The organism is Streptomyces sp. NPDC053079 (assembly GCF_044546695.1).
In the GTDB taxonomy this organism is placed as follows: Bacteria; Actinomycetota; Actinomycetes; order Streptomycetales; family Streptomycetaceae; genus Streptomyces.
The window spans coordinates 411,778-436,293 of sequence record NZ_JBITZJ010000006.1 but is presented as its reverse complement, the minus strand read 5'-3'; the positions used below and the strand labels follow the sequence as shown (position 1 = coordinate 436,293).

Sequence of the window (24,516 nt, the reverse complement as noted above, 5' to 3'; positions counted from 1 at the left end):
CCCGGCGTCGCCCTGACGTGCCTGCCAGACTCTGCCGCATGGGAACGGTCTACGCACTTCTGGTGGGCATCAACGACTATGCCCAGCGCTCGCTTCCACCGCTCGCCGGATGCCTCAACGACATCGCGGCGGCGCGCGGTTGGCTGCGCGAGCGGCTGGGGGCGCCACCCGTCATCGAGGAGTTGACGGACGGCGGGGCGACGGCCGGGGCGGTCGCCGACGCGATCACCTGGCACCTGGGACAGGCGGGGCCCGGCGACACCGCCCTGCTCTGGTTCTCGGGCCACGGCACCGAATACGCCGTGAGCAGACCGGAAGACCTCCTGATCGAGGCCACCGGGCGGTGCCAGGCGATCGTCTGCGCCGACGAGGCGTTACCGGACAAGCGCCTCGGGGCACTGCTCGACGCCGTCGCCGCCCGCGGCGCCCACGTGGCCGCCGTCCTCGACTGCTGCTTCTCCGGCGGCGGGACCCGCGAACCGGGAGCCGCGGCCCGCTACGCCCCGCCCCTCGCCGAGTGGTCCGCGGCCGTCAAGGACGTGGCCGGGCCGTCCCACCCTCCCCGGCACGTGCTCCTGGCCGGCAGCCGCCTCGACCAGGTCGCCTACGAACGGGACTTCGACGACAGACGGCACGGAATCTTCACCCGCGCCCTGCTCGACGCCCTGCGCGCCGCCCCGCCCACGGCGACGTACCGGGAGGTGCTCGCCGGCGCCCACGGCCGGGTGCAGAGCGAGCGCGAGCACCAGCACCCGGTGCTCTTCCCCGCCGAACCCGGCGGCGTCGCCGACACCCCCGTCCTCGGCGGACTGGTGCGACCGCCCGCCCCACACCTGCTGCGCCACGGCCGGGAGGGCTGGGAGGTCGACTGCGGGAGCGCGCACGGACTGCGCGGAGGCGAAGGCCCGGCGCTGGCCACCGAGTTCACCGTCACGGACGACACCGACCCGGCCCCGCCCTCCCCCGTCGTCCGCGCCCGGTCGGTGCGCGCCGAGCGCACGCTCGTCGACCCCGGGGCGTGGGAGCCGGACCCCGCCAGGACCTACCCGGTGGCCCTGTCGTCCCTGGCCCTGCCGCCGGTCTCGGTGCGCCTGGAAGGCCCGGACGCGCCGCTCGTGACGGAAGCGCTGGCCACCGCGGGCCCCGGGGGAGCGCCCTCGCCGCTCCTGGGACCGGGCGGGGAGCACGGCATGCTGCTGCGGGTGGCGGCCGGGGCCGGGCGGGCGCGGGTCATGCGCAGGGACGGCTCGGCGGCCGTGCCCGACCTGCCGCTGACCGGCCCCGACGACGCCCGCCGCGTCGCCCGCTGCCTGGTCCACCTCGCCCGCTGGCACCAGCTGCGCGACCTGGACAACCCCGGCTCGCCCCTCGCCGGACAGCTCCGCCTGGAGATCGCCCCCTGGACGCCCTACGGGGACGCCTCCCCCCTGACGCCCGACGGCCACGGCGAGATCGTCTGCAGCTACACCGGGCGCCCCGGCGCCTGGCGGCGGCCGGAGGTGTCCATCCGCATCCGCAACCGCTCGCGCCGCCCCCTGTGGGCGGTCCTGCTCGACCTCACCGACAGCCACGGCTGCGACACCGCCCTCTACGAGGGCCACTTCATCGGCCCCGGCGGCACCGGCCACGCCTTCGACGGGGAACAGCCGGTGGAGCTGTCCCTGCCCGCCTCCCGGGACGAGGTCCCCGGGGCCTTCGTGCGCGACTGGCTGAAGCTGATCGTGGCCGAAGGGGAGCTGAACACCGTGCCCTTCCGGCTGCCGGCCTGGGACCCGGCGGCCGGCTTCCGGGCCGCCGGCCACGGCCCGGCCGCCGACGGCGTGCTCCACCTGGCCGCACCGGGTGCGGCCGGGCACCGCGACGCCGTGGCGTCCCGGCGCACCGCCCCCGGCCAGTGGGCGGTGCTCACCGTGCCCGTACGCACGGTGATCCCCCCGGTCAGCGGCCCAGGTGCGTGAAGCCCGCCCATGACGCCAGGTCGTCGGGGTCGATGACGGCCGCCCGCTGCCGCAGGGCGGCGGGCATGTCGTCCGGCAGCCGCCGCGCCGGGTCCAGCATCCACAGCTGGGCCCGGTGCAGCGCCCGCCCGGGCGGCTCGCCCTCGCGGCGCAGGTAGTGGTGGGCCATGAACATCAGCACGGACGTGGCGTCGTCGGGCACCGGCCACAGCGAACCCAGCACGGACCGGGCCCCGGCCACCAGGAACGCCGTCGCCAGGCTGTACGCCTCGTTGTGGCCGCGCCCGGAGACATGGCTGCGACAGGCCGCCAGCACCACCAGCTCGAGCTGGCCCCGGTCGCCGCCGTCCGTCGCCTCGGTCAGCTCCTCGGCCGACAACTCCCCGTCGTACAGCTTCAGATAGGCGCTGCGGCGGCTGTTGGGGGCGACCATGCCGTGGCAGGCCAGGTGCAGCACTCCCCCGGCGTTGCCCGGATCGCGCAGCCAGCCCAGGACGTCGGCCGTGCCCGCCCGGCCGGGCCCGAGGAAGCCGCCCTGCCGGTAGAAGGCCCCGTGCACGGCCGCGGCCTCCTCGCCCGCGTACGCCAGGTCCCCGGTGGGATCGCCGACCACCAGCGCGGCGCCGCCGTGGGTGACGGCGGGCCGGGCCGCCACCTCGCACAGCAGCCGGGCCGAGGCGGCGTACGAGATCTCCGCCTCCTGCACGGCGTAGGCACGGGCGGAGCCCTCCGCGTCACCGGGCGACCAGGCGGCGTGCCAGGGCACCACGCCCAGCGCCCCCATGGGGACGAGCACCAGACGGGGCCGGCGCCCGCTGGGCGGCCGTCCGACGGTCTCCAGCAGGGGCTTGACCGCCGCGTACCAGGCCCAGCCGCACAGCCGGTCGAGCCGCTTGCGCAGGGAGACCCCCGGCGCCGCGCCGGTCCAGGCCGGGCCCATGTCCCGCACCCCGGCGCCCGGCACGGCCGCGTACTCCGCCAGGGCCGGGGCCTCCTCGCGCAGCGCGGGCAGCGGCACGGAGTGGACGCCACCCCCGGCGTCGACCAGCACCGCCCAGCCGCCCCGGCCCTCCTGCCCGGGCATCAGATAGGCGAGCACGTCGGCCCGCACCGAGCGCAGGGCCTCGCCGATCCCCTCCGGCTCCGGCGGCTCGAGCAGCCCCGCGGCGGCCCCGTCCGGGCCTGTGAGGGCGGCCAGGACCGCGCGGCGCAGCTCGCTCGGCACGCCCGTGGCGGCGTCGCCGTCCCAGGCGGCCGCGTCGGGCGCGCTCTCGCCGCCCGCCGCGCGCCAGCGCTCGGCCAGCTCGCCCCGGCCGGCGGCGATCAGCAGGTCGGGCACCGAGCGGGAGGTCGTCGCGGCGTGCAGCACCAGCCCCCGGCAGGCGTCCAGGGCGGCCACGGCCTCCTCGGGAGCCCCGTCCGCCAGGCACCACCCGGCGACCTCCAGCGCGGTCTCGGTGGCCTGGGCCGCGGCCTCGGCGGCATGCCCGGTGCCGGACTGCAGCAGCACCGCCCACGCGTGCCCGCGCAGGGCGTCCAGGCCGACGTGCCGGCCGCGGCGCCGGTCCTCGCCTCCCCCGCCGCCGCGCTCGCGGTAGGCCCGGCCCAGCGTCACGCCCAGCACCGCCCACAGCCGGTGCCCGGGGCCGGCCGCCAGGCGGTGAGCCTTCTCCAGCCATCCGATCCCGGTGTCGAGGGAGCGCCGGCGCTCGTGCGGCAGCACCGAAGCGCGGGCGCAGTGGCCGGTCCCGAGGACGTAGGCGTACCGCAGCCAGTCGTCGCTGCCGTCCTCGGCCAGCTTCAGCGCGTCCTGCACCAGGACCATCGCCTCGTCCAGCCGGCGCATGTCGCCGCTCTGTCCGGCCTGTTGGTAGAGGGAGATGCCGCTGGAGCCGAGCACCCAGGCGTGGTGGTCGCGCGGCAGCGCGGCGGCCTGTCGGCGCAGCTCCGCGGTGGTGGGCCGGCCGGTGAGCGGCGCGGCGGGCGCCGCGCCCAGCCGGCGGGCGAGGTCGGACCGCTTGACGTGCAGGCTGTCCAGCATGGTCCACACCTCGATGCGGGAGGTGTCGTCGTCCGGGAGCGAGGCGTACAGCTCCCGCAGGACGGCCAGGCCCCGGTCGACTCCAGGCAGGTCGCCCTGCTGGTGCGCGCGGTGCGCCTGCAGGCCGGCGTTCTGGCCGTCCATCATGCGCCGCATGTACGGGGTGAGGACGGGGCTGTCCCGCATCCGCTCCCAGTCGTCGACGGCGGAGTCGAGGTCGTCCCTGCCGTCGTGGAGCTGGCCGCGGGTGAAGGAGGCGAACCAGCGGAACATGTCGGTGCCGTCGCGCAGCTCGGCATGCTCGCCGGTGAGCGCGCGGGCCTCGTCCAGTTGCCGGAGCGCCTCGTCGAGGCCGGCGCCGTCGCCCGCCGCCTCGCTCTGGATCCGCTGCCCGGCGGCCATGCTGCGGACGGCCGCCTGCCAGGTGGCGTTGTCCTGGTCGACCGCCAGGGCCGCCTCGGTGAGGGCCTGGCGCTGCCGCGCGCTGACGTGGGTGCCGTGCGGGTCGAGCATCGGGAGGTTGCCGAGCAGGTGCCCGGCGAAGGTGCCGTGCTCCCGGCTGCCCGGTTCCATGGCCTCCCACTGCGCGAAGAGCTGGTGCAGGCCCTCCGTGAGCCGGGACCCGCCGGCCAGATCGTTGACGAGGGCGCCGAACTGCGAGTCGTCGAGATTGGGTGAGGTACGGCCCTCCTGCACGGCCCGGGCGAGCTCCATGTAGGCGTCGCGCGCCTCCCGGGACAGCTCCTGGAGGCCCTCGTCCTCCTCGGCCGTGCCGCGCTGCACCATTTCGCCGCGCGCCCAGGCCAGGACCACCACGGCCATGCCCCGGGCGTCCGGGACGAGGCCGCCGTCCCGGGCCAGCGCGGCCGCCTCCGCCACGACCGGGAGCCGGTCGGTGTCCTTGTCCTGCCGGTAGCGGGCCTGCTCCAGGAGCGCGAGTTGCAGCGCGGCAGGGCCGACGGGGCCGTCGTGCTCGGGTTCCCAGCGCCGGAAGGCCTCCCGCAGCAGGCCGATGGCACGGTCGCGGCCCGCGTCGTCGTCGCGCTGGGCGGCCCGCTCGTACAGCAGCCGTCCGAAGGCGTCCAGCAGCTGGGGCGTGAGGTCGTCGAGGGCGTCGGGCCCGGCCAGGATCGGCTTGAGTTCGGCCTCGGCGGGGCCGGGCTGGGTCTGGTCGTCGAAGTGCCACCACAGCAGGGCGCGGACGAAGACGCCGCGCACCCGGGCGTGCCGGCACCAGCCGGGTTCCTCGCCCTCCTCCGCCCCGGCCCCGGCCAGGGCCTGGCCGAACATCTCCAGCGCCTGGGCGAGCTGGTCGCGGTCCGCGGCGGCGCGGCCGCGGTCCATGAGCGCGTTGCCGAGCGCGAAGCGCAGCAGGGGCAGGTCGCTGCCGGGCGGCGCGGTGCGCAGGGCCTCCCGGTAGTGGTCGACGCAGGCGTCGATGTCCTGTGGCCGGCCGCCGAGTTCGTAGCGCTCGTACGACAGGTCGCCGATCAGCTCGTGCACCAGGGCCGCGTCCGGGCCCTCCGGGTCCTGGCCGCCGAGGGCCTCGCGCAGGCTGCGCAGGGCGGTGTCGAGGGCCTCCGGCGTACGGAGCTCCTCGTAGCCGGCGACGGCGGCGCGGGCGAGCCGCAGGAGCCGCTGCGGGCGGCCGGGGTCGTCGTGCGTCACGCGGGGCCCACCTGTGCGTAGTAGAGGCCGAGGACGGTGTCGAGCCACTCCTGTCCACCGGGTGTGGAGAAGTCGACCGGCGGGGCGCCGCTCTCCTCGACGACGTCCGGCGGGCAGCGGTCGCCGAAGAGGACCGTCACCCGGTCCGCGGGCTCCCGCTTCGACGGCCAGACGAAACCCTGGGCCCACGGGTCGGTGTGGCGGCGGATCCAGTGCCCCCAGGTGCGGGTGAAGGGGTAGTCGTGGGGTTCGGCCTGGACGAGCCAGGAGTCCTGTGCGATCGCCGCCAGGTCCCGCCCCGACATCAGCGAGACGACGTCCACGTCGGCGGTCAGCCGCAGGAAGGCCAGCCGCCTGCCCCGCACCGCCGCCCGGGGCACGGTACGCGGCCCCGCGGAGTCGAACGGTATGGACCGCAACAGCGTCTCGCACACCGCGGACGCCGCTGTGAGGCCCGCGTAGAGGAAGGCGTAGCCGTCGTCCTCCGTGGCGTCGAAGCGCCCGCCGCCGTAGAGCCGGCCGGTCGGCACCGGGTTGAAGGACGTCGCGGGCCACTCGCCGCGGTGCACCCGGAACAGCGGGGTGCCGGCGGGGAGGGTCACCTTGGCGGGCGTGCCCGGCGGGGCGGCCGGGGGCTGCGTGTTGGGCACCGCGTCACTCCCCGTCCGTCAGCGCGTGCGCCACGGCCACCAGCTCGTGGTCCCGGCCCGTGCCGAGGAGGGACGCCGGGGGCGCCGCCAGCCAGGCGTTGTCCGACAGCCACCAGTCGGCCACGCCCCAGGGGTCCTCGCCCGCGGCGAGCAGCTCGTTGACCTCCAGCACCACCAGCCAGGGCAGCGCGTCCTCGGAGAACTGGAACCGCGGCAGCCGCACCGCACCGCCCTCGCCGGTCAGCCTGATCAGCCCGGCGGCGTACGGGTCGCCGCCCTGCCGGATCACCACCTCGTCCGACAACGCCGGTACGGCCAGCAGCCGTTCGCGCACGGGTCCGAGCACCGGGCCGACCATGCGGGTGCGGTCCAGCACCAGCGCGGCCAGGTCCTCGGCCCGGAACCCCGCGGACGAGGCCGTCCGCGGCGCGGCGGCGACGAGCCGCCCGCCCTCCGCGTCCGGCATCGCGTCGGTCAGCAGCCGTGCCGCGTCGCGGGCGGCCGCCTCCCGCCCGGCCGGGGTCCCGCGCAACCGCCGCAGGGCGGCGGCCAGCGCCTGCCGCGCCCGCGGGGAGAGCAGCGGCTCGACGGCGTCCCACTCGGCGGCGGCCGCCGCCAGCACCTCGTACGGGTCGTACGGCCCCTGAGGATTCACGCCCGTCCTCCTTCCAGCATCCGCACGATCACTTCGGCGCTCGTGGGCTCCCGCACCACCAGGTGCACCTCCCACTCGGCGCCCCGCGCCAACTCGGCCTCCACGGCCGCCCACACCGCCGCGAAGCTCACCTCGGGGGCCAGGCCGCCCCGGCCGGCGCCCAGCAGCGGCAGGCACACCGACCGCAGGGGCGGCGCGACGTGCGGGGACTCCTCCGCGAGCAGGGCGAACGACCGGGTGACGGCGCGGGTGACGTCCGCCGGCAGGACGTCGTAGTCGTTCGTGCCCGCCCGGGGCACCGCCACCGCCGCGTGGTGGATCCGCCGTACGCCCTGGGCGCTCAGCGCGCCCGGTCCCGTGACCGCCACGGTCCCGGGCTGGACGGCCCGGCCCGCGGCGCCGTGGCGGACGGTCCACGCCCGCAGTTCGTCGTGGACGCGGTCCTCGATGAGCTCCCCGGTGGGGCCGCGCAGCGCCCCGGCCCGCCGCAGCGACGCCGATATCGACGACTTGTACGGCTCGGGGAGCGCGAAGTAGACGTTGGCCGGCGCCACGATGACGTCGACGTCCCTGAGGAGGTCGACGGGATGGACGTGCAGCGTCAGCCGGTACGGGCCGGCGCGCAGTTCGCGGTGCGTCTCCCCGATCAGGGGCGCTGGGCGTGCGTCCCCGTGCGGCGCCTCGGCGGCCGCGTGCGCCACCTGTTCGGCCACCTGTCCGAGCACCATGGGCTCGTGGTGCTTGCGGAACCGCTCGACGCTCACTCCGTACACCTCGGCGGCCCGGCGGCGCCGGCCGGCGGCGGACCAGTCGCGGGTGCCCTGGGCGAGGCCGAGGCTGTAGGCGGCGGCGTCCCGGAGGGTGCCGCCGTCCAGCCGGGACACGGCGGTGGTGAGTAATCGTTCCACCGCGGGGGCGCCGGGGCCCGGCTGCCGGCCGGAGGCGAGGCGGGAGAGCAGGGGCAGGTCCAGCTCGCGCAGCCGCACGATGCCCGCACGCCTCACGGCCTTCACCTCCCCCAGGATCGCGGCATGGTCGGGGGCGGGGCCGTTCGGCATGGACGGAAGAATGTCACCCTGCCGGGCAGGTCACAACTCTTGTCGCCCTCCGTCCCATTCAACCGTGGCGGCCGGTCGGAATCAGGGTCGCTCCCCGGGCGGATTCCGGCCTTGGGTCCGCACGTGCGCCACGGCGGCCGTCAGCTCACATCCCTCGTCTGCCGCCGCGCGTGGGCGACCCGGCCGTGGACGCGGGCGCGCTCCACGGCCCCCAGGCCCTCGCACAGGGCCTCGCGGACCAGCGGCGGGGCGCATTCGTACGCGCCGGGGCTGCGGGGCGCCTCCCGGAGCAGGCCCGAGCCCAGGGCGGCCTCCAGCCGGTGCCCCACGGGCGTTCCGGGCGGCAGGACCGCGTCCAGAAGGTCGGCGGTGACGCCCTCGCCGGCGACGGCGCACACCCGCACCACCTCGGCGGTCTCCGCGCCCAGGGAGTCCAGCCGCTGCCGTACGACCTCGCGGACGGCCAGCGGCACCGCACCGGCGGCCTCGGTGCGCAGCAGCTGGGTGAGGAAGAAGGGGTTGCCGCCGGTCCGGGTGCGCAGCTGCGCGGCGCTCCCCGGCAGCCGGTGGCCGTCCTCCGAGGCCCGCATCAGCTCGATCACGGCGGTCGGCTGCAGGCCGCCCAACTGGATGGCCTGGACGACCGGTTCGCGCAGCAGCAGGCCCAGGGTGCGGCGCAGTTCACCGCCGAGCTCGGAGTCCGACTCGCGGCTGGTGGCGACGACCAGGACGGGGGCGCCCCGCAGCCCGCTGGCCAGCAGCCGCAGCAGGGAGAGGGAGGCGGCGTCGGCCCAGTGCAGGTCCTCCAGGAAGAGCACCAGGGGCCGTTCGGCGGCCAGCTCCAGCACGATCTGGCACACCGCGTCGTACGTGCGGAACGGCGCGTCGGCCGGGTCGGGGTCCGCCTCGCAGCCCGTCATCAGGGGGCCGATCACGGAGTCGAAGCGGTGGGCGGCGCGGCGGAAGCCCTCGGGGCGGGCCGCGGACAGCCGGCGCAGGAGCTGTGTCCACGGCCAGTACGGCGGTGTCTCGTCCCCCTGGAAGCAGTTCGCCCACAGGACGTCGCAGCCGTCCCCTGCGACTGTTCTGCCGAACTCCGTGAGTAAACGTGTCTTTCCGATGCCGGGTTCGCCGAGCAGCAGCGCCAGTTGGCCCTGGCCCTCCTTCGCGGCGCGGGCCGCGGCGGCCAGCCGGTCCAGCTCCTCGCCGCGCCCGACGAAGGGCCCGCAGCCGGCGGGCTTCTCGCGGGCCGCGGGACGCATCAGGATGAGGTCGCCGGGCCGGCGCCGGGCGGTCGCCCGGGGGGCCGGCGTGCCGCAGGACGTCGCGGCGGGCCGGGCGGGCGCGGGGGACGCGGCGGGCTCCGCGGCCGCGGGGGGCACCGCCGGCGTCAGCTCCTGGCGCAGGATGTCGCGGTGCAGGTCCTGCAGTTCCTTGCTGACCTCCACGCCCAGGTCCTCGTCGAGGCGGACACGGGTGCGCTCGTACACGGCCAGCGCGTCCACCTGGCGCCCGGACCAGTACAGCGCGCGCATGAACTGTCCGATGAGACGCTCCCGCAGGGGGTTGGTGCGCACCTCGTGGTCGAGCTCCTGCACCACGCACTCGTGCAGCCCCAGTGCCAGCCCGGCCTCGGCCCGGCCCTCCACGGCGGCCATCTGCATCTGCACGAGGCGGGCCGACTCGTCGCGGGCGAAGTCGTAGTCGGCCAGGTCCTCGTAGGGCGCCCCCCGCCACATGGCGAGGGCTTCGCCGAAGCGCCGCCGTGCCGCCTCGAAGGCCCCCTTGCCCAGGAGCCGTTGGCCCTCCCGCACCGCCTCGGCGAAGCGGAAGGCGTCGACCTGCTGGTCGTCGACGGCGAGGACGTATCCGGGTGCCCGGTAGCGCAGGATGTCGCCGTCTCCGGCCCGCCGTCCCGCCGCCAGCTTCTTGCGCAGGCGGGAGACGTAGGACTGCAGGGTGGCGGTGGCCCGGTCGGGCGGGGAGGAGCCCCAGACGCGGCGCACGATGTCGTCGAGGGAAACCACGCGGCGCGGGTTCATCAACAGCAGGGCCAGGACGGCGCGTTGCTTCGGCGCCCCCACGTCCAGCGCCTGGCGGCCGAATAATGCCGAAACGCTCCCCAGAACGCGGAATTCCATGGTGTCCTCGCTCGGCTCACGGCTCGGCTCCTGCCCGCCGTCAGCGGGCCTCGTCTGTTGCCAGCACGAAATTTCCGCCAAGCTGCCCATTCGGCACCTCATCCACGTTCCGCTCGGTCACCCCAGGGATGTTCTCCCTGTACATGACCTATAACGGACATCCGAATGGTTCAACCGTCTACCACGGAAAGGGTAAAAACGTCACCAGTGGTATACGGCCGGCGGCCGCGGCAGCGGCCCTCGGCGGTGGGCCGGGCGGCCCCGGCGACCGGCCCGGACGGCCCTGGCGACCGGCCCGGTGACCGGTCGCCCGAGGTGCGTACGGCCGTGCCTTACGCGCCGGCGTGGACCTCGTCGCCGCGGCGCACGCCGGCCACCTCGCCGGTGTCGGCCGGGTCGCCGCCCATGGACGTGATCCGGTTGTGCTCGTCGACGAACACCACCTGGGGCACGGCCTTGTGGGCCTCGCCCTCGGGGGCCATGCGGTAGGCGATGATGATCACCAGGTCGCCGGTGTTGATCAGGCGGGCCGCGGCGCCGTTGATGCCGACGATGCCCGAGCCGCGCGGGCCCTCGATGATGTAGGTCGACAGGCGGTTGCCGTTGTTGATGTCGACGATGTCGACCTTCTCGCCCGCCAGCAGACCGGCGGCGTCCATCAGGTCGCCGTCGAGGGTGAGGGAACCGACGTAGTGGAGGTCGGCCTGCGTGACGGTGGCGCGGTGGATCTTGGACTTGAGCATGGTCAGGTACATGGGTCGCTCCTTGGCGAAGGTGGGGGTGGTGGTGACGTCGGGTGAAGGGGGCGGGAGTCGTGATCAGGCCAGGCACCACTCCAGTACCGCCATCGCGCCGTACAGCTTGTGGGCGGCCTGCCGGAAGGCGATGCTGCGGTCCCCGTCGAGGACCTCGGCGGTCACCTCCTCGCCCCGGTGCGCGGGCAGGTCGTGCATGAAGGTCGCCGACGGGCAGCGCTCCATGAGCGCCGCGTTCACCTGGAACGGGGCGAACACCGTGCGCCACTCGGGGTCGGCCTTGGAGGTTCCGGTGGTCTGCCAGCGGGCGGTGTAGACGACGTCTGCCTCCGGCAGGTCGTCCATGTCGTGCCGCTCCTCGATGAGGGCGCCGTGCGCGGCGGCGTACTCCCGTGCCCGGCGCATCGTCTCCTCGGGCAGGCCGTAGCCGGCGGGCGTGCGCAGGTGCAGCTCGGCGCCGGCGTAGCGGGTCAGCGCCAGGGCCAGCGCGGCGGCGGTGTTGTTGCCCTCGCCGACGTACAGGACGCGCAGGCCCTCCAGCTTGCCGAAGGCCTCGAGCATGGCCGACAGGTCGGTGACGCCCTGCGTGGGGTGCTCGTCCTCGGTCATCGCGTTGACGACGGACATGGTGTCCCACGCGGCGATCGCACGCAGCTCCCCGGCGCTCGCCGAGGTGCGGGCGACCAGGCCGTCCAGCATCAGGCCGAGCACCCGGCCGGTGTCGTCGGCGCTCTCGCCCGTGTTCTCCTGCAGGTCGCCCGGGCCGTAGGCCACGACCTGCGCGCCCAGGCGCAGCGCCGCGACGGAGAACGCGGTGCGGGTGCGGGTGGAGGTGGTGCGGAAGTACGTGCCCACCACCTTGCCGGCGAGCTGCCCGGTCAGGGGGACGGCGTCGCGCGCGAAGTCGCACGAGCGGCGCACCAGCGCGTACAGCTCGTCGTCGGTCAGGTCGGTCAGGGACAGCACATGGCGCCGGGCGGGCGTGGATCGCTGCATGGGGTCCTCACTCACTGAAGGGGGGTCGGGCGGCAAGGCGGGTGAGCAGGCCCCGCGCCGGTTCGGCGACGGCGTCGGGGCGCATCATGGCGTAGTGGCCGGCCGCCACCGTGGACTCGGTGCACGGCTCGGAGGTGAAGCGCCGCCAGTCGGTGCGCACGACGCTGCCGTCGAGCAGGCTGGGCTCGGCGTAGACGGCGTGCAGGGGCGCGCGGACGGGGGCCGGCACCCAGGCGCGGAACATCTCGCTCTGGTGCCGCAGCAGGTGGAAGGCGCCGGGGAAGGCGGCCGCGTCCGCGTCCGTACCCATCGGCCGGGCCCGCTCCCGCAGCGCCGCCAGCAGCTCCTCGTCCACGTGCGTGCCGTGCGGCACCAGCTCCAGGACGGCGGCGTGGGCCCCGGGGTGGTCCCGCTCGGTGTCGGGGCCGTAGGTGGCGCGCAGCGCCATCCGTACCGACTCCCGGTCGCCGGGCGGCTCTTCGGCGTCCACGCAGATGTCCCACAGCTCGACGAAGTCGATCGCGACGCCGCGGGCCTCCAGCTCCGCGGCCACGGCGAGGGCGACCAGGCCGCCCAGCGACCAGCCGAACAGCGCGAGGCGTCGTACGGGCAGCCGCCGCGTCAGCTCGTCGGCGTACCGCACGGCCAGCGCCGCCACGTCGGCCGGCTCCGGGCCCGCGCCGGCCACAGCGGGCGAGCGGACGCCCCACACGGGCAGCTCCGGCGGGAGCAGCCGCAGCAGGGGCTCGTAGGGGAAGAGCTGCCCGCCGAGCGGGTGCAGGACGACCAGCGGCACCGTGGCCGCCGCGGCCTCGCCCGTGCGTTCCGCGCTCGCCGACAGCGGCACCACCAGGGCGTCGTCCGCCGCGTCGTGGGGTCCGGCCGTGGTGGCCGCCGGGGTGAGCGCGTCGGCCATCGCCGCCAGCGTGCGGCGGCCGAAGACGGTCTGCAGCGGCAGCCGGGTGCCGAACTCCGCCTCCACCTGCCGTACGAGCCTGCTCGCGAGGAGCGAGTTGCCGCCGAGGGCGAAGAAGTCGTCGTCCTCGCCGATGTCGTCGCGCTCCAGCAGCCGGGACCACAGGTCCGCCATGCGGCGCCGGCCGGGCGTCGACGGGCGGACGACCTCCCGCCGCTCCCCGTCGCCGGTGCGCGTGGCGGCCGCGTGGGCCGCGATGCGTGCCGTGTCGAGCTTTCCGCTGGCGGTGCGCGGGAGTTGGGGCAGGACGGAGAAGGAGGCGGGGACCATGTAGCCGGGCAGCCGGCCGGCGGCGTGGGCGCGGATCGCGGCGGTGGGCGGCGCCGGGTCGGCCAGGACGAGGGCGGCGTGCAGGACGGCCGAGGGGGTGCCCTGGCCGAGGACGACCACGGCGGCGTCGCTCACGCCGGGTGCGTCGCGCAGCACGCCGGCGATCTCCGCCGGCTCGATGCGGTAGCCGCGCAGCTTGACCTGCTCGTCGCGGCGGCCGAGGAACTCCAGCGTGCCGTCGCCGCGCCGGCGCACCACGTCGCCGGTGGCGTACCGGCGGGTGCCGTCCGGCGCCTCGGAGAACCGTTCGGCCGTGCGCTCCGGCTGGCCGGCGTAGCCGACGGCGAGCTGGGCACCGGACAGGTACAGCTCGCCGGGGAAGCCGACCGGCACCGGGCGCAGCGCCGCGTCGAGGATCTGTGCGGTCACCCCGGCCAGCGGGCGGCCGATGACCGGTTGCGCGTCGGCGTCCTCGATGGGCCAGCCGGTGGCGTTGACGGTGAACTCCGTCGGTCCGTAGACGTTGACCGCGTGGACGTCCGAGCAGGCGAGCTCGCGCCACAGGCCGGGCGGGACGGCCTCGCCGCCCACCACCAGCACCCGGGGCAGGTGCTCGCTGGGGTCGAGCAGGCCCGCGTCCACCAGGGCGGCCATGTGGGTGGGGGTGCCGTCGAGCGCGTCGATCGCGTTCTCGCGCAGGAAGCGGACCATGGCCTCGGGGTCGGCCCGCACCGCGTCGGGCACCGGGTGGACGGTGTGGCCCGCGCGCAGCTGCATGGTGCCCTGCCACGAGGCGTCGAAGGAGAACGGCGCGTTGACCGCCACCCGGGCGTGCCCGGACAGCCGGTCGTAGACCAGCCGGTCCATGGCCTGCCCGAAGGCCGTCAGGCTCAGGTGGCGCACGGCGACGGGCTTGGGGGCGCCGCTGGTACCCGAGGTGAAGATGAGGTACGCGACGTCGTCGGGGGCCACCTTGGCGACCGCCGCGGCGGGCCCGTCGGCCGGTGCCGCCGCGAGGTCCGCGGGGACCCGGCGCACGTCGGCGAAGGCGGGCAGGCGCCCGGTGTCCGCGTCGACGAGGACCGTGCGGATGCCGACCGTGCCCATCATGCGGCGCAGCCGGTCCTCCGGCAGGTCCGGGTCGAGCGCCGCGCACACCGCGCCGGCCGACCAGGTCCCGAACAGCGCGGCGGTCTGCGCGGCGGAGCGGCGCATGGACACGCCGACGACCTCCCCGGGTGCCACCCCGGCGTCCGCGAGGGCGGCGCCGACCAGATCGGCCCGGCGGATGAGCCCCTCGTAGCTGAGGACGTCGTCGCCGTGCACCACGGCCGGCCGCTCGGGATGCAGCGCGGCGCGGTCGCGCACCGCGTCGGGCAGCGGCACGGGCCCGCCCGCGGCGAGGGCGGGCCCGCTCTCCCACTGCCGCACGAGCGCCGCGTCGGGCCCCTCGCCGAGCGCCAGCTGCGACAGGGGGCGGTCCGCACCGGCGCACAGCTGCTCCAGCAGGACGACGACGGCGTCGGCGAGGTTGCGGGCGGTCGAGGCGTCGTACAGCTCGGTGCGGTACTCCACGAAGCTCGGCACGCCGGCGGCGGCGTTGAAGTGGAAGGTGAAGTCGGACTTGGACGTCCCGGGGTGCAGCGGAAGCCGGGTGGCCGCGAGGCCCGGCAGGTCCAGATCCCCTGCCTCGTAGTGGAGTTCGAGCGCGACCTGGAACAGCTGCGCGTGCCCGGCGCCGGGCCGGCCGAGCGCGGAGACGATCTCGTCGTACTCCACCGCGGTGTGCGTCATGGCGTCCAGGACCGTCGCCTGGGCGCGGCGCACGAGCTCCGCCGCCGGGCCGCCCTCCTCGACGCGCAGCCGCAGCGGCACGGTCTTCATGAAGTAGCCGACCAGGTCCTCCGCCTCGGCCTCGGAGCGCATGTTGACCGTGGTGCCGAGCACCACGTCGTCGGTGCGGGCCAGCCGCGCCAGGACGGCCGAGACGGCCGCGGCCACCACGGCGAACGGCGAGGCGTGCAGGGCCGAGGCGGTGGCCCGTACGCCCGCGAACCAGTCCTCGTCCAGGGGCAGGTCGTGCCGCCGCCCGAGGTCGTCGGGGTAGGCGGACAACGGCCGGTCGGTGGGGATCGTCAGCCGGTCGGGCAGGCCGGCCAACTGCTCGCGCCAGTACGCCAGGTCCTCCTGGGCCGACGGGTCGGCGGCCGGGACCTCCAGGGAGCGCTGGGCCGCGAGGGGATCGCCCTCGGGGGCGGGCAGGGGGGTGCCCGCGTAGAGCTCGCCCAGCTCGTCGAGGAGCACCCGGAAGCTGTCGCCGTCGGACACCAGGTGGTGCAGGGCCAGGACGAGGATCCACTCCTCGTCCGCGCAGCGGACCAGGCACGCCCGCGCCGACGGCCCGGCGGCCAGGTCGAAGGTGCGGCTCACGGCCTCCTGCGCGGCCCGCTCACCGAGGTCGCGGGCCTCCTGGAGCGAACGGCCCGGGGCCCGTACGTCCACCTCCTCCAGCGGGAAGGGACCGTCCGGCAGCGTCGCCACCCGGGGCAGGTGGTCGTCGCCCTCCACCATGACCGTGCGCAGCGCCGGGTGGCGCCGGTACAGCTCGTCCAGCGCCCCGGCCAGCGCGGCGCGGTCCAGCGGTCCGGTCAGCCGGAAGGACTCGGCCTCGTTGTAGACGGGCACGTCCGGCGCCATCGCGCAGGCGAGCCACATCGGGCGCTGGATCGCGGGCAGCGGGGAGAGCGCCTGGTCCGTTTCCATGGTCAGTCACCTTTCGGCGGCGGTCGTACGGGCGTGGGGGGTGGGGGGTCCGCTACCGCTCGGCGGCCGGTACGGGGTCCGGGGTGCCGGTGGTCATGACGGCGGCCCTCAGCAGGGCGGCCTGCTCGCCGAGCGTGGGGGCCTGCATCAGCCGTGCCGCGTTCATGCGGACCCCGAAGGCGGCCTTGATGCGCTTGACCATCTGCATGACCTGCAGCGAATGCCCGCCCAGGCCGAAGAAGTTGGCCTCCACGCCGTCCGGCGCGGCGCCCAGCACGTCCTGCCAGATGCCGGCCAGCGCGGCCGTCAGCTCGTCGTCCCAGGCCGTGGCGGCGGGCGCGGCGGCTTCCGCGGACGGGGCGGCGGGCACGGGCAGCGCCCGCCGGTCGATCTTGCCGCTGGGGGTGCGCGGCCAGACGTCGACCCGGACGAACGTGCCGGGCACCATGTGCCGCGGCAGCCGGAGCGCCGCGTGGGCCCGTAGCCCCGCCTCGTCGAAGAGGTGCTCCCGGCCGGGGCGCACGTACGCCACCAGGCGCTGCTCCTCGCCGTCCGGCTGCGGCACCACCGCCGCACCCGCCACCGAGGGGTGCTCCTGCAACCAGTTCTCGATCTCGCCGAGTTCGACGCGGTGACCGCGGATCTTCACCTGGTGGTCGGCCCTGCCCAGCAGTTCGAGCGCGCCGTCCTCGCGGAGCCGCCCGAGGTCGCCGGTGCGGTAGAGCCTGGCTCCGGGCGGGCCGAAGGGGTCGGCCACGAAGCACTCGTCGGTCAGTTCGGGCCGGCCGTGGTAGCCGCGCGTCACCCCGCCGCCGCCGATCCACACCTCGCCGCTCTCCCCCGCCGCGACCGCACGCCGCTCCGCGTCCAGGACGCGGACGGTGGTGTCCGGCAGCGGGCGCCCGACGGGAACGGTGTCCCGCTCGTCGCCGGTGACGAGGTGGGCGGTGGACCAGACGGTCGTCTCGGTGGGCCCGTAGATGTTCCACACCTGCCCGCAGCGCGCGGCCAGTTGCGCCGCGAGCGAGGGCGCGAGCGTCTCGCCGCCGCACAGCCCCACCCGCAGGCCGCCGGCCCATCCGGCGTCCAGCAGCATCCGCCAGGTCAGCGGCGTGGCCTGGAGCACGCTCGCCCCGCTCGCGGCCAGCACCTCGTGCAGCGCCTCGCCGTCGAGCACCTGCTGCTCGGACGCGATCACGATGGTGGAGCCGTGGACCAGCGGCAGGAACAGTTCGATGAGGACGGGGTCGAACGAGGCGGAGGTCACCGACAGCCAGACGTCGCCCGGCTCGAGCCGCACCGCGGCGCCCATCGTCAGCACGCCCTTGACCAGGCAACCGTGGTCGACGGCCACGCCCTTGGGGCGGCCGGTGGAGCCGGAGGTGTACATGATGTAGGCGAGGTCACCGGACGCGACGGCGGGCAGCGCGTCGGCGGCGGCCGCCGTCGCCTCGTCCTCGTCCGGCGCGTCCAGCACCACGACGTCCGCCGTGCCGGCCCGGCCGGCGAGCCGGCCGACCGTGAGCGTGGTCGTGGCCCCGGAGTCGGCCAGCATGTGCGCCTGCCGCTCCCGGGGGTAGCCGGGGTCGACGGGCACGAACGCGGCGCCGGAGGCGAGCACCGCCAGCAGGGCGACCGGCAGTTCCACGGAACGGTCGACCATCACCGCGACCGTATGCCCCGGCCCCACCCCGCGGGCCGCCAGACGGGCGGCGGCCCGGCGGCCGGCCGCAGCCAGGTCCCGGTAGGTCAGCGAGCGGTCGCCGCAACGCACCGCCACCCGGTCGGGGGTGCGGTCCGCCTGTTCGGCGACCAGCTCGTGGAGCGCGCGCCGGGGCCACGGCGGGCTGGAGAGCGCATCAGACATCGCGGACACTCGGCTTTCTGGTTCGTAGGTCGGGAACGTGCGGGGACGGGGCTCCGCCGGGCGCTTCGCCGGCCGGGCTCACCCGGCCGCGCGAGCCGCGGCGACCCGCTCCGGGAGCGGCGACTCCTCCAGCGCGCCCGGGCCGTAGATCTCCCGCACCCAGCTGGGCTGGTACACCGAGTCGAGGTAGCGCTCGCCGAGGTCCGGCGCGATGGCCACCGCCGTGGTGGCGCCGCCCGGGCGGTGCTCGGCCAGCCAGCGCACGGCGCCGCTGACGACGGTCCCGGTGGAGCCGCCGAACAGATACCCCTGGGAGGCCAGCCGGTGGCAGGCGCGGACCGTGTCGACCTCCGGCACGAGCACCACGTCGTCCACGTAGGACTCGTCGAGCATCTGCGGCCGCACCCCCGCGCCGAGCCCGGGGATCATGCGCGGTCCGGCCGGGCCGCCGAAGGAGACCGAGCCGACGGAGTCGACGGCCACGACCGTGACCTCCGGCCGCGTCTCGCGGAAGTAGCGGGCGCAGCCCATGAGCGTGCCGGTGGTGCCGGCCCCCACGAACAGCACGTCGAGCTCCGGGAACCGCTGGGCGACGGCCGGCCCGGTGCGCCGGTAGTGCGCCTTCCAGTTGCTGGGGTTGGTGTACTGGTTCATCCAGACGTAGCGGCTGTCGGATGCGCACAACTGCCGTACGTACGCCAGCCGGGCGCCGAGGAACCCGCCCTCGGGGTCGGGTTCGGTGACGGTGTGCACCCGGGCCCCGAGCGCCTCCATCAGCTGCCGCGTCGCCAGGTTGCAGCGGGTGTCGGTCACGCACAGGAAGCGGTAGCCCCGGCTGGCCGCGATCATGCTCAGCGCCACGCCGAGGTTCCCCGAGGAGGACTCCACGATGACGGAGTCGGGCGCCAGCAGGCCGTCCCGCTCGGCCGCGTCCACGATCTCGGTCGCGGCCTTCAGTTTGACGGACCCGGCGAAGTTGAACCCCTCGCACTTGAGGTACAGCGGGGACGCGAACGCGGGTCGCAGGTCCACGTAGAGGTCCTCGACGTTGAAGTCGTCGGGACGGGAGACGATCGGCACGGAAACCTCCATTCGAAACGGCTTGTGGGTCCGAATGGCGGCTATCCGTGCCGGCGCAGCTCCGAGAAGAAGTCGTCGACGACGTTCAGCCGGCCGGCGCGCAGCGTCTCGTCGTAGACGTGCTTGCCGACGGCGAGGTCCAGCACGCCGAGGCCGAAGGGCGAGAAGACGACGGTCCGGTCCGCCGGGATCTCCACGGTGCCGTTCATGACGTCGCAGAGCGTCCCGTTCACGAAGTCGCGGTTGCCGACCTGCTGTTCGGCCAGGTGCGGCGAGGTGTCGGCCTTCATGCAGTGCTCGACGTCGTCGAGGATGTTGACGGAGTCCAGCACGATCTCCGGGGAGAGGTCGCGCAGGGACACGTGCAGCACGAGCGGGTGGTGCGCGAACCAGGCCGGGTCGGTGACGTGCGGGGTCCCGGCGACGGTCGCGAACACGACGAGGTCCGAGGAGCGGATCAGGCTCTCCGCGTTGCGGTGGACGGTGATCCGGCCGCCGTCGGAGGACGTCTCGAGATAGCCGCGGAAACCGTCGGCGGATTCGGCGGACAGGTCGAACACGCCGAGTTCGTCGAAGGACCAGCCGGTGCCGGCCAGATAGGTGTGGATGTAGCGCGCGATCAGACCGCTGCCGATGAATCCGATCCGCTTGGGCCGGTCCCGGTCACGGCTCAGCCAGTCGGCGGCGAGCGCCGCCGAGGCCGCCGTGCGGGCGGCGCTGATGACGGAACTCTCCAGGCACGCCAGGGGATATCCGCTCTCGTGGTCGTTGAGGATCAGCACGGCCGAGGCGCGCGGAATCCCCGCCTTCACGTTCTCCGGAAAACTGGAGATCCACTTCAGGCCGTCCACCGGCGACTGCCCGCCCAGGGACGCGGGCAGCGCGATGATGCGGGAGGTCGGGCGGTCGGGAAAGCGCAGGAAGTACGACGGCGGATTGACCGTGTCGCCGGCGCCGTGCAGCCGGTAGGCGGACTCGACCAGCTCGACGATCTTCCTTTCCTGTCCGGTCAGGACTTCCTGCACCTGGGCGCCGGATATCACGCCGAACGAGGGGACCGCTGCGGGCATGGGAACTCCATTGGGGGGATGAGATCGGCTCGCCCCGAACGTAAGGCCGCCCCCTTGCGGACCGTCTGACGTTCCGCTGGCCCGTTCCCGCCCCCGGTCTTGACCCTCGCTTGCGTCCTCCTTGCACCGCCTTGCCTCTTCCTTGTGGCGCCTTGATCGCCGGCGTGAGCGATCGGGTAATGTGACCGGTCCCAACAGTGGGCGTAGCTAAGGAGGTGGGACCCATTACCGCTGTATTCGGTCGGGTGCTCCCCTTCTGCGGCCATGTGGTCGATCCGGCATAGGTGACCGGAGGGAGCCCCAGTGGCTTCCCGAAAGGTCTTTCCCTGTGTCCGTCTTCTCTTCTTCCCTCCTGCGCTCCGCCGTCGTCACCCGGCTGCGCGCCGTCGGCTGTGTCTTCGCCGAGGACGAGGCCCGCGTGCTGCTGTCCACCGCCCGTACGCCCGCCGAACTCGCCGCGATGGTGGACCGGCGCGTGGCCGGCCTGCCCCTCGAACACGTCGTCGGCTGGGCGGAGTTCTGCGACCTGCGCATAGCCGTGGACCCCGGGGTCTTCGTCCCCCGCCGCCGCACCGAGTTCCTGGCCCGCCAGGCCGCCGGCCTCGCCCGCCGGGACCCCGCCGCGCCGGAGGCCGTGGTCCTCGACCTGTGCTGCGGCTCGGGCGCGGTGGGCGCCGCGCTCGCCGCCGCCCTGGGCCGGGTCGAGCTGCACGCCGCCGACATCGACCCCGCCGCAGTGCGGTGCGCGCGCCGCAACGTCGCCGCCGCCGGGGGCCGGGTGTACGAGGGCGACCTCTACGGCCCGCTGCCCGCCACGCTGCGCGGCCGCGTCGACGTACTGGTCGCCAACGCCCCCTATGTCCCCACCGAGGCCATCGGGCTGCTGCCGCCCGAGGCCCGCGACCACGAGCCGCAGGTGGCGCTCGACGGCGGCGCGGACGGCCTCGCGGTCCAACGGCGCGTGACAGAGGCGGCACCCGGGTGGCTGGCCCCGGGCGGCCATCTGCTGATCGAGACGAGCGAGCGCCAGGCGCCGCGGACCATCGAGGCCTTCACCCGCAGCGGTCTGACCACGCGCGTCGTCTCCTGCGACGAGCTGGACGCCACCGTCGTCATCGGCACCCGGCCCTGACCGGGCGGGGACGCGCCGCGCCCGGCGACCGCCGCGCGAAAGGGGTAGGGGTCAGGTGAAATCCCCCTGAGGGGGAGAAACGGTCCACCGCCGCGGAAGGGAACCACCATGCGGATCGAGGGTTCTGTCGTGCTCGTGACCGGTGCCAACCGCGGCATCGGACGCGCGCTGCTCACCGGGTTCCTGGAACGGGGCGCGGCCCGCGTCTACGCCGCCGTGCGCCGTCCGGCGGAGCTGGAGCGGCTGGCCGCGGAGGAGGCCGGACGGGTGATTCCGCTGGCGCTGGACCTCATGGACCCGGACACCGTCACCGCGGCGGCCGAAGCGGCCCCCGACGTGACGGTCCTGGTCAACAACGCGGCCACGCACGGCGTGGGGCACCTGCTCGACATGGACTTCGGCCTCGTCGAGCAGGTGCTGAGCACCAATGTCCTGGGCACGCTGCGGGTCATGCGCGCGTTCGCGCCGGTCGTGGAGGCGAACGGCGGCGGCGCGGTCATCAACGTCATCAGCGTCGGCGCGTTCGGCGGGACGCCCGCCCTCGGCGGCTATCCGGCGTCGAAGGCGGCCCTGCTCTCCATGACCCAGGCCGTCCGCCAGGACCTCGCGCCGCGCGGCATCAGCGTCCACGCCGTCTTCCCCGGCCCGGTGGACACCGCGATGATGGACTACGTGATCGGCCACGAGCCGACTTTCGGCGATTTCCCCCGGGCGACCCCCGACGAGGTGGCCCGGGCGACGCTCGACGGCCTGCAGGAGGGCGAGCCGGACATCTTTCCCGACCCCTTCGCCCTCGAGATCCGGGCCGAATGGCTGGCCGATCCCCAGGCCTTGGCGGAGCGGATCGCCCGTATCACCTGAAAGCCGCGGGCGGACGCGTGGCGGGCGGGGCCGGCCGGAGAGATCATCGGCCTATGGACCGTCCTCTCCGGCTCGCCCAGCAGACCGAGGCCGACGCGCTGCTGACGCGCAGCCCGCTCGCGGCCCTGACCGGAATGCTGCTGGACCAGCAGATCCCGATGGAATGGGCCTTCACCGGCCCGTACACCGTCGCCCAGCGCCTGGGCCGCGACGACCTGGACGCGCACGAGATCGCGGAATACGACCCCGAGGCGTTCGTCGCGCTGTTCTCGGAAAAGCCCGCCGTGCACCGCTATCCGGGCTCCATGGCCACCCGGGTGCAGCAGTTGTGCCAGTACCTCGTCGAGCATTACGACGGCGACGCGAGCGCCGTCTGGCGCGACGTCGAGGACGGCGGGGAACTGCTGGAACGGCTCAACGCCCTGCCCGGATTCGGCAAGCAGAAGTCCCAGATCTTCCTGGCCCTGCTGGGCAAGCAGTTCGGCGTGACGCCGAAAGGCTGGCGCGAGGCGGCCGGCCCGTACGGCGAGGAGGGTTCCCACCGGTCGGTGGCCGACATCACCGGGCCCGAATCCCTGGAGAAAGTACGGGCATATAAGCAGGAGGCGAAACGCGCCGCCAAAGCGGCCAAGGCCGCCGGGGCCGACAGGAAAGCGTGAATCCGGCGCGTCGTCGGGCCGTCGGCATCGCACCACCGCGAGACTGTCGCCATGACAGGCACCAAAGCAGTCCTCGAAGGCGGCCCGGACGATCTGCCCGAGCGCATCGTGCCGATCACGCCTCCCGGAGTCGAGCTGAAGATTCGGTTCCGGGGCGGGTACGAGCACTTCAAGGTCACCTCGCGGCACCAGGACACCGAGGTGGGGCGGCTGCCCGTCTACGAGTGGTGGGAGCGCACCGAGATCGCCGAATAGCGCGCCGGGCGCTCACCGCCGGCGCCGGCGCGTCGTGCCGAAGAGCGAGCGGGTGATCTCGCGGCCGATCTGGGTGCCCGCCGAACGGGCCAGGGACTTGAAGATGCCGCTGCCCACGACCTGCTCCACGATCGAGGGCTCCGCCTTCTCCGGCTTCTCCGCCTTCTCCGCAGGGGCCCGGGCGGGCGCGGGTGCCTCCTGCGCCGCGGGCCGGGCCAGCTTCTCGTAGGCCGACTCGCGGTCCACAGCCTGTGCGTAACGTTCGTACAGCCCGGACGCCCGTACGGCCGCGTCCATGGCCGCCGCGTCGACCGGCCCCATCAGCGAGCACGGCGCCCGCAGCCGCGTCGCCGCGACCGGCGTGGGCGCGCCCCGCTCGCTCAGGACCGTCACCACCGCCTCGCCCGTACCCAGGTTCGTCAGCAGCTCCTCGAGGTCGTACGGCGAGGCCGGGAAGGTCTTGACCGTGGCCTTGAGCGCCTTCGCGTCGTCCGGTGTGAAGGCGCGCAGCGCGTGCTGCACCCGGTTGCCGAGCTGGCCCAGGACGTCGGACGGGACGTCCTTGGGCGTCTGGGTGACGAAGAAGATGCCCACCCCCTTCGAACGGATCAGCCGCACGGTCTGGGTGACCGACTCCAGGAACGCCTTCGAGGCGCCGGCGAAGAGCAGGTGCGCCTCGTCGAAGAAGAAGACCAGCTTGGGCTTCGCGACGTCCCCGACCTCCGGAAGACCGTGGAAGAGGTCGGCGAGCAGCCACATCAGGAACGTGGAGAACAGCTGCGGCTTGTCCTGGACGGCGGGCAGCTCGAGCACCGACACCAGGCCGCGGCCGTCGGGCGCGGTGCGCAGCAGCTCCTGGGTGTCGAACTCGGGCTCGCCGAAGAAGGGCCCGGCCCCCTGCTGCTCGAAGGCCGTCAGCGAGCGCAGGATGACGCCGGCCGTCTGGGCGGAGAGCCCGCCGATGTCCGTGAGCTCCGGGCGGCCCTCGTCGGAGGTGAGGAAGGCGACGACGGCCCGCAGGTCCTTGAGGTCGATCAGCTCCAGGCCCCTGGCGTCGGCGTAGTGGAAGATCAGGCCCAGGGACTGCTCCTGGGTGCGGTTCAGCCCGAGGACCTTCGCCAGCAGGACGGGGCCGAAGTCGGTGACCGTCGCCCGCAGCGGAATGCCCGGGCCCAGCCCGCCCAGGGCGTAGAACTCGGCGGGGAAGGCCGCCGGGGCCCACTCCTGGCCCACTTCCGCGGCGCGCCCGCGCACCCGGTCGTCGTCCGTGCCGGGGGCGGAGATGCCCGAGACGTCGCCTTTGACGTCGGCGAGGAAGACGGGCACGCCGTTCGCGGACAGCTGTTCGGCGATGAGCTGGAGAGTTTTGGTCTTTCCCGTTCCGGTCGCCCCCGCGACCAGGCCGTGCCGGTTGAGCATGGCGAGCGGAATCCGGATGGCGGCGCCCGGGTGAGCGGCGTCGTCCCAGATCAGAGCCCCGAGATCGAGGACCGGGCCGCCGAAGGCATACCCCTTGGCGATCTCCGCGGCGGGCGGCGGCAGGGCGGAACCGGGGTCCGCGGGGGAAGGAATGTCGCTCGAAGGTCCCATGCATCACTCCCGGTATGCGGCTGATTGTCACCTTCGCACTACCGCGCCATGGCTGCGCTCGGAGCCGCGGG

The 24,516-nt window shown here is 74.8% G+C and carries 17 protein-coding genes; 5 read left to right on the top strand and 12 right to left on the bottom strand.

Annotated features, from left to right (window positions below; genetic code table 11):
* Nucleotides 1-38: 38 nt before the first annotated feature.
* Nucleotides 39-1,958 (top strand): caspase domain-containing protein, encoded by a 1,920-nt coding sequence (locus ACIGXW_RS24255; protein WP_399574975.1) that lies wholly within the window; start codon nt 39-41, stop codon nt 1,956-1,958.
* Here ACIGXW_RS24255 and ACIGXW_RS24250 read toward each other — a convergent pair.
* The 11 genes from ACIGXW_RS24250 to sbnB all read right to left on the bottom strand — a co-directional run bounded on the left by ACIGXW_RS24250 (nt 1,939) and on the right by sbnB (nt 19,948).
* Entirely contained in the window at nt 1,939-5,667 is a 3,729-nt protein-coding gene (locus ACIGXW_RS24250) for a CHAT domain-containing protein (RefSeq protein WP_399574974.1), read from the bottom strand. The genes ACIGXW_RS24255 and ACIGXW_RS24250 overlap by 20 nt on opposite strands.
* On the bottom strand, nt 5,664-6,317 hold the full coding sequence (locus ACIGXW_RS24245) for an RES family NAD+ phosphorylase (RefSeq protein WP_399574973.1): 654 nt from the start codon (nt 6,315-6,317) through the stop codon (nt 5,664-5,666). The genes ACIGXW_RS24250 and ACIGXW_RS24245 overlap by 4 nt, the downstream gene beginning before the upstream one ends.
* Nucleotides 6,318-6,321: 4 nt before the next feature.
* Entirely contained in the window at nt 6,322-6,972 is a 651-nt protein-coding gene (locus ACIGXW_RS24240) for a hypothetical protein (protein ID WP_399574972.1), read from the bottom strand.
* Nucleotides 6,969-8,030 (bottom strand): hypothetical protein, encoded by a 1,062-nt coding sequence (locus ACIGXW_RS24235; RefSeq protein WP_399574971.1) that lies wholly within the window; start codon nt 8,028-8,030, stop codon nt 6,969-6,971. The genes ACIGXW_RS24240 and ACIGXW_RS24235 overlap by 4 nt, the downstream gene beginning before the upstream one ends.
* Nucleotides 8,031-8,170: 140 nt before the next feature.
* Nucleotides 8,171-10,171, bottom strand: coding sequence for a BTAD domain-containing putative transcriptional regulator (locus ACIGXW_RS24230; RefSeq protein ID WP_399574970.1), 2,001 nt, complete (start codon nt 10,169-10,171; stop codon nt 8,171-8,173).
* Between the two features lie 332 nt (nt 10,172-10,503).
* Nucleotides 10,504-10,926, bottom strand: a complete 423-nt coding sequence (gene panD, locus ACIGXW_RS24225) for an aspartate 1-decarboxylase (RefSeq protein WP_360912454.1) — start codon at nt 10,924-10,926, stop codon at nt 10,504-10,506.
* Nucleotides 10,927-10,989: 63 nt separating this feature from the next.
* A complete protein-coding gene (locus tag ACIGXW_RS24220; protein ID WP_399574969.1) occupies nt 10,990-11,922 on the bottom strand; it encodes an ornithine carbamoyltransferase in 933 nt (310 codons plus the stop codon).
* A 7-nt stretch (nt 11,923-11,929) separates the two neighbouring features.
* Entirely contained in the window at nt 11,930-15,931 is a 4,002-nt protein-coding gene (locus ACIGXW_RS24215; protein ID WP_399574968.1) for an amino acid adenylation domain-containing protein, read from the bottom strand.
* Between the two features lie 52 nt (nt 15,932-15,983).
* Nucleotides 15,984-17,798, bottom strand: a complete 1,815-nt coding sequence (locus tag ACIGXW_RS24210) for a non-ribosomal peptide synthetase (RefSeq protein WP_399574966.1) — start codon at nt 17,796-17,798, stop codon at nt 15,984-15,986.
* A 78-nt stretch (nt 17,799-17,876) separates the two neighbouring features.
* Nucleotides 17,877-18,878 (bottom strand): 2,3-diaminopropionate biosynthesis protein SbnA, encoded by a 1,002-nt coding sequence (gene sbnA / locus ACIGXW_RS24205; protein WP_399574965.1) that lies wholly within the window; start codon nt 18,876-18,878, stop codon nt 17,877-17,879.
* Nucleotides 18,879-18,919: 41 nt separating this feature from the next.
* Entirely contained in the window at nt 18,920-19,948 is a 1,029-nt protein-coding gene (gene sbnB / locus ACIGXW_RS24200) for a 2,3-diaminopropionate biosynthesis protein SbnB (protein WP_399574964.1), read from the bottom strand.
* A gap of 328 nt (nt 19,949-20,276) precedes the next feature.
* Here sbnB and ACIGXW_RS24195 point away from each other — a divergent pair, with 328 nt between their 5' ends.
* From ACIGXW_RS24195 to ACIGXW_RS24180, 4 genes are all read left to right on the top strand, one after another.
* A complete protein-coding gene (locus tag ACIGXW_RS24195; RefSeq protein WP_399574963.1) occupies nt 20,277-21,080 on the top strand; it encodes a putative protein N(5)-glutamine methyltransferase in 804 nt (267 codons plus the stop codon).
* 108 nt (nt 21,081-21,188) lie between these two features.
* Nucleotides 21,189-21,941, top strand: coding sequence for an SDR family NAD(P)-dependent oxidoreductase (locus ACIGXW_RS24190; protein ID WP_399574962.1), 753 nt, complete (start codon nt 21,189-21,191; stop codon nt 21,939-21,941).
* 53 nt (nt 21,942-21,994) lie between these two features.
* A complete protein-coding gene (locus ACIGXW_RS24185; RefSeq protein WP_399574961.1) occupies nt 21,995-22,600 on the top strand; it encodes an HhH-GPD-type base excision DNA repair protein in 606 nt (201 codons plus the stop codon).
* A 51-nt stretch (nt 22,601-22,651) separates the two neighbouring features.
* Nucleotides 22,652-22,855: a DUF5988 family protein gene (locus ACIGXW_RS24180; protein ID WP_360912470.1), complete on the top strand. Its 204-nt coding sequence runs from the start codon at nt 22,652-22,654 to the stop codon at nt 22,853-22,855.
* A gap of 12 nt (nt 22,856-22,867) precedes the next feature.
* Here ACIGXW_RS24180 and ACIGXW_RS24175 read toward each other — a convergent pair whose 3' ends face one another.
* Nucleotides 22,868-24,445: a helicase HerA-like domain-containing protein gene (locus tag ACIGXW_RS24175; RefSeq protein WP_399574960.1), complete on the bottom strand. Its 1,578-nt coding sequence runs from the start codon at nt 24,443-24,445 to the stop codon at nt 22,868-22,870.
* Nucleotides 24,446-24,516: the final 71 nt, after the last annotated feature.

What these genes read in the sequence shown, in the direction of transcription:
- ACIGXW_RS24255 (WP_399574975.1), top strand. Translation starts at nt 39, where the DNA reads ATGGGAACGGTCTACGCACTTCTGGTGGGCATCAACGACTATGCCCAG.
- ACIGXW_RS24235 (WP_399574971.1), bottom strand. Translation starts at nt 8,030, where the DNA reads ATGCCGAACGGCCCCGCCCCCGACCATGCCGCGATCCTGGGGGAGGTG.
- ACIGXW_RS24230 (WP_399574970.1), bottom strand. Translation starts at nt 10,171, where the DNA reads ATGGAATTCCGCGTTCTGGGGAGCGTTTCGGCATTATTCGGCCGCCAG.
- panD (WP_360912454.1), bottom strand. Translation starts at nt 10,926, where the DNA reads ATGTACCTGACCATGCTCAAGTCCAAGATCCACCGCGCCACCGTCACG.
- ACIGXW_RS24220 (WP_399574969.1), bottom strand. Translation starts at nt 11,922, where the DNA reads ATGCAGCGATCCACGCCCGCCCGGCGCCATGTGCTGTCCCTGACCGAC.
- ACIGXW_RS24215 (WP_399574968.1), bottom strand. Translation starts at nt 15,931, where the DNA reads ATGGAAACGGACCAGGCGCTCTCCCCGCTGCCCGCGATCCAGCGCCCG.
- ACIGXW_RS24210 (WP_399574966.1), bottom strand. Translation starts at nt 17,798, where the DNA reads ATGTCTGATGCGCTCTCCAGCCCGCCGTGGCCCCGGCGCGCGCTCCAC.
- sbnB (WP_399574964.1), bottom strand. Translation starts at nt 19,948, where the DNA reads ATGCCCGCAGCGGTCCCCTCGTTCGGCGTGATATCCGGCGCCCAGGTG.
- ACIGXW_RS24190 (WP_399574962.1), top strand. Translation starts at nt 21,189, where the DNA reads ATGCGGATCGAGGGTTCTGTCGTGCTCGTGACCGGTGCCAACCGCGGC.
- ACIGXW_RS24185 (WP_399574961.1), top strand. Translation starts at nt 21,995, where the DNA reads ATGGACCGTCCTCTCCGGCTCGCCCAGCAGACCGAGGCCGACGCGCTG.
- ACIGXW_RS24180 (WP_360912470.1), top strand. Translation starts at nt 22,652, where the DNA reads ATGACAGGCACCAAAGCAGTCCTCGAAGGCGGCCCGGACGATCTGCCC.
- ACIGXW_RS24175 (WP_399574960.1), bottom strand. Translation starts at nt 24,445, where the DNA reads ATGGGACCTTCGAGCGACATTCCTTCCCCCGCGGACCCCGGTTCCGCC.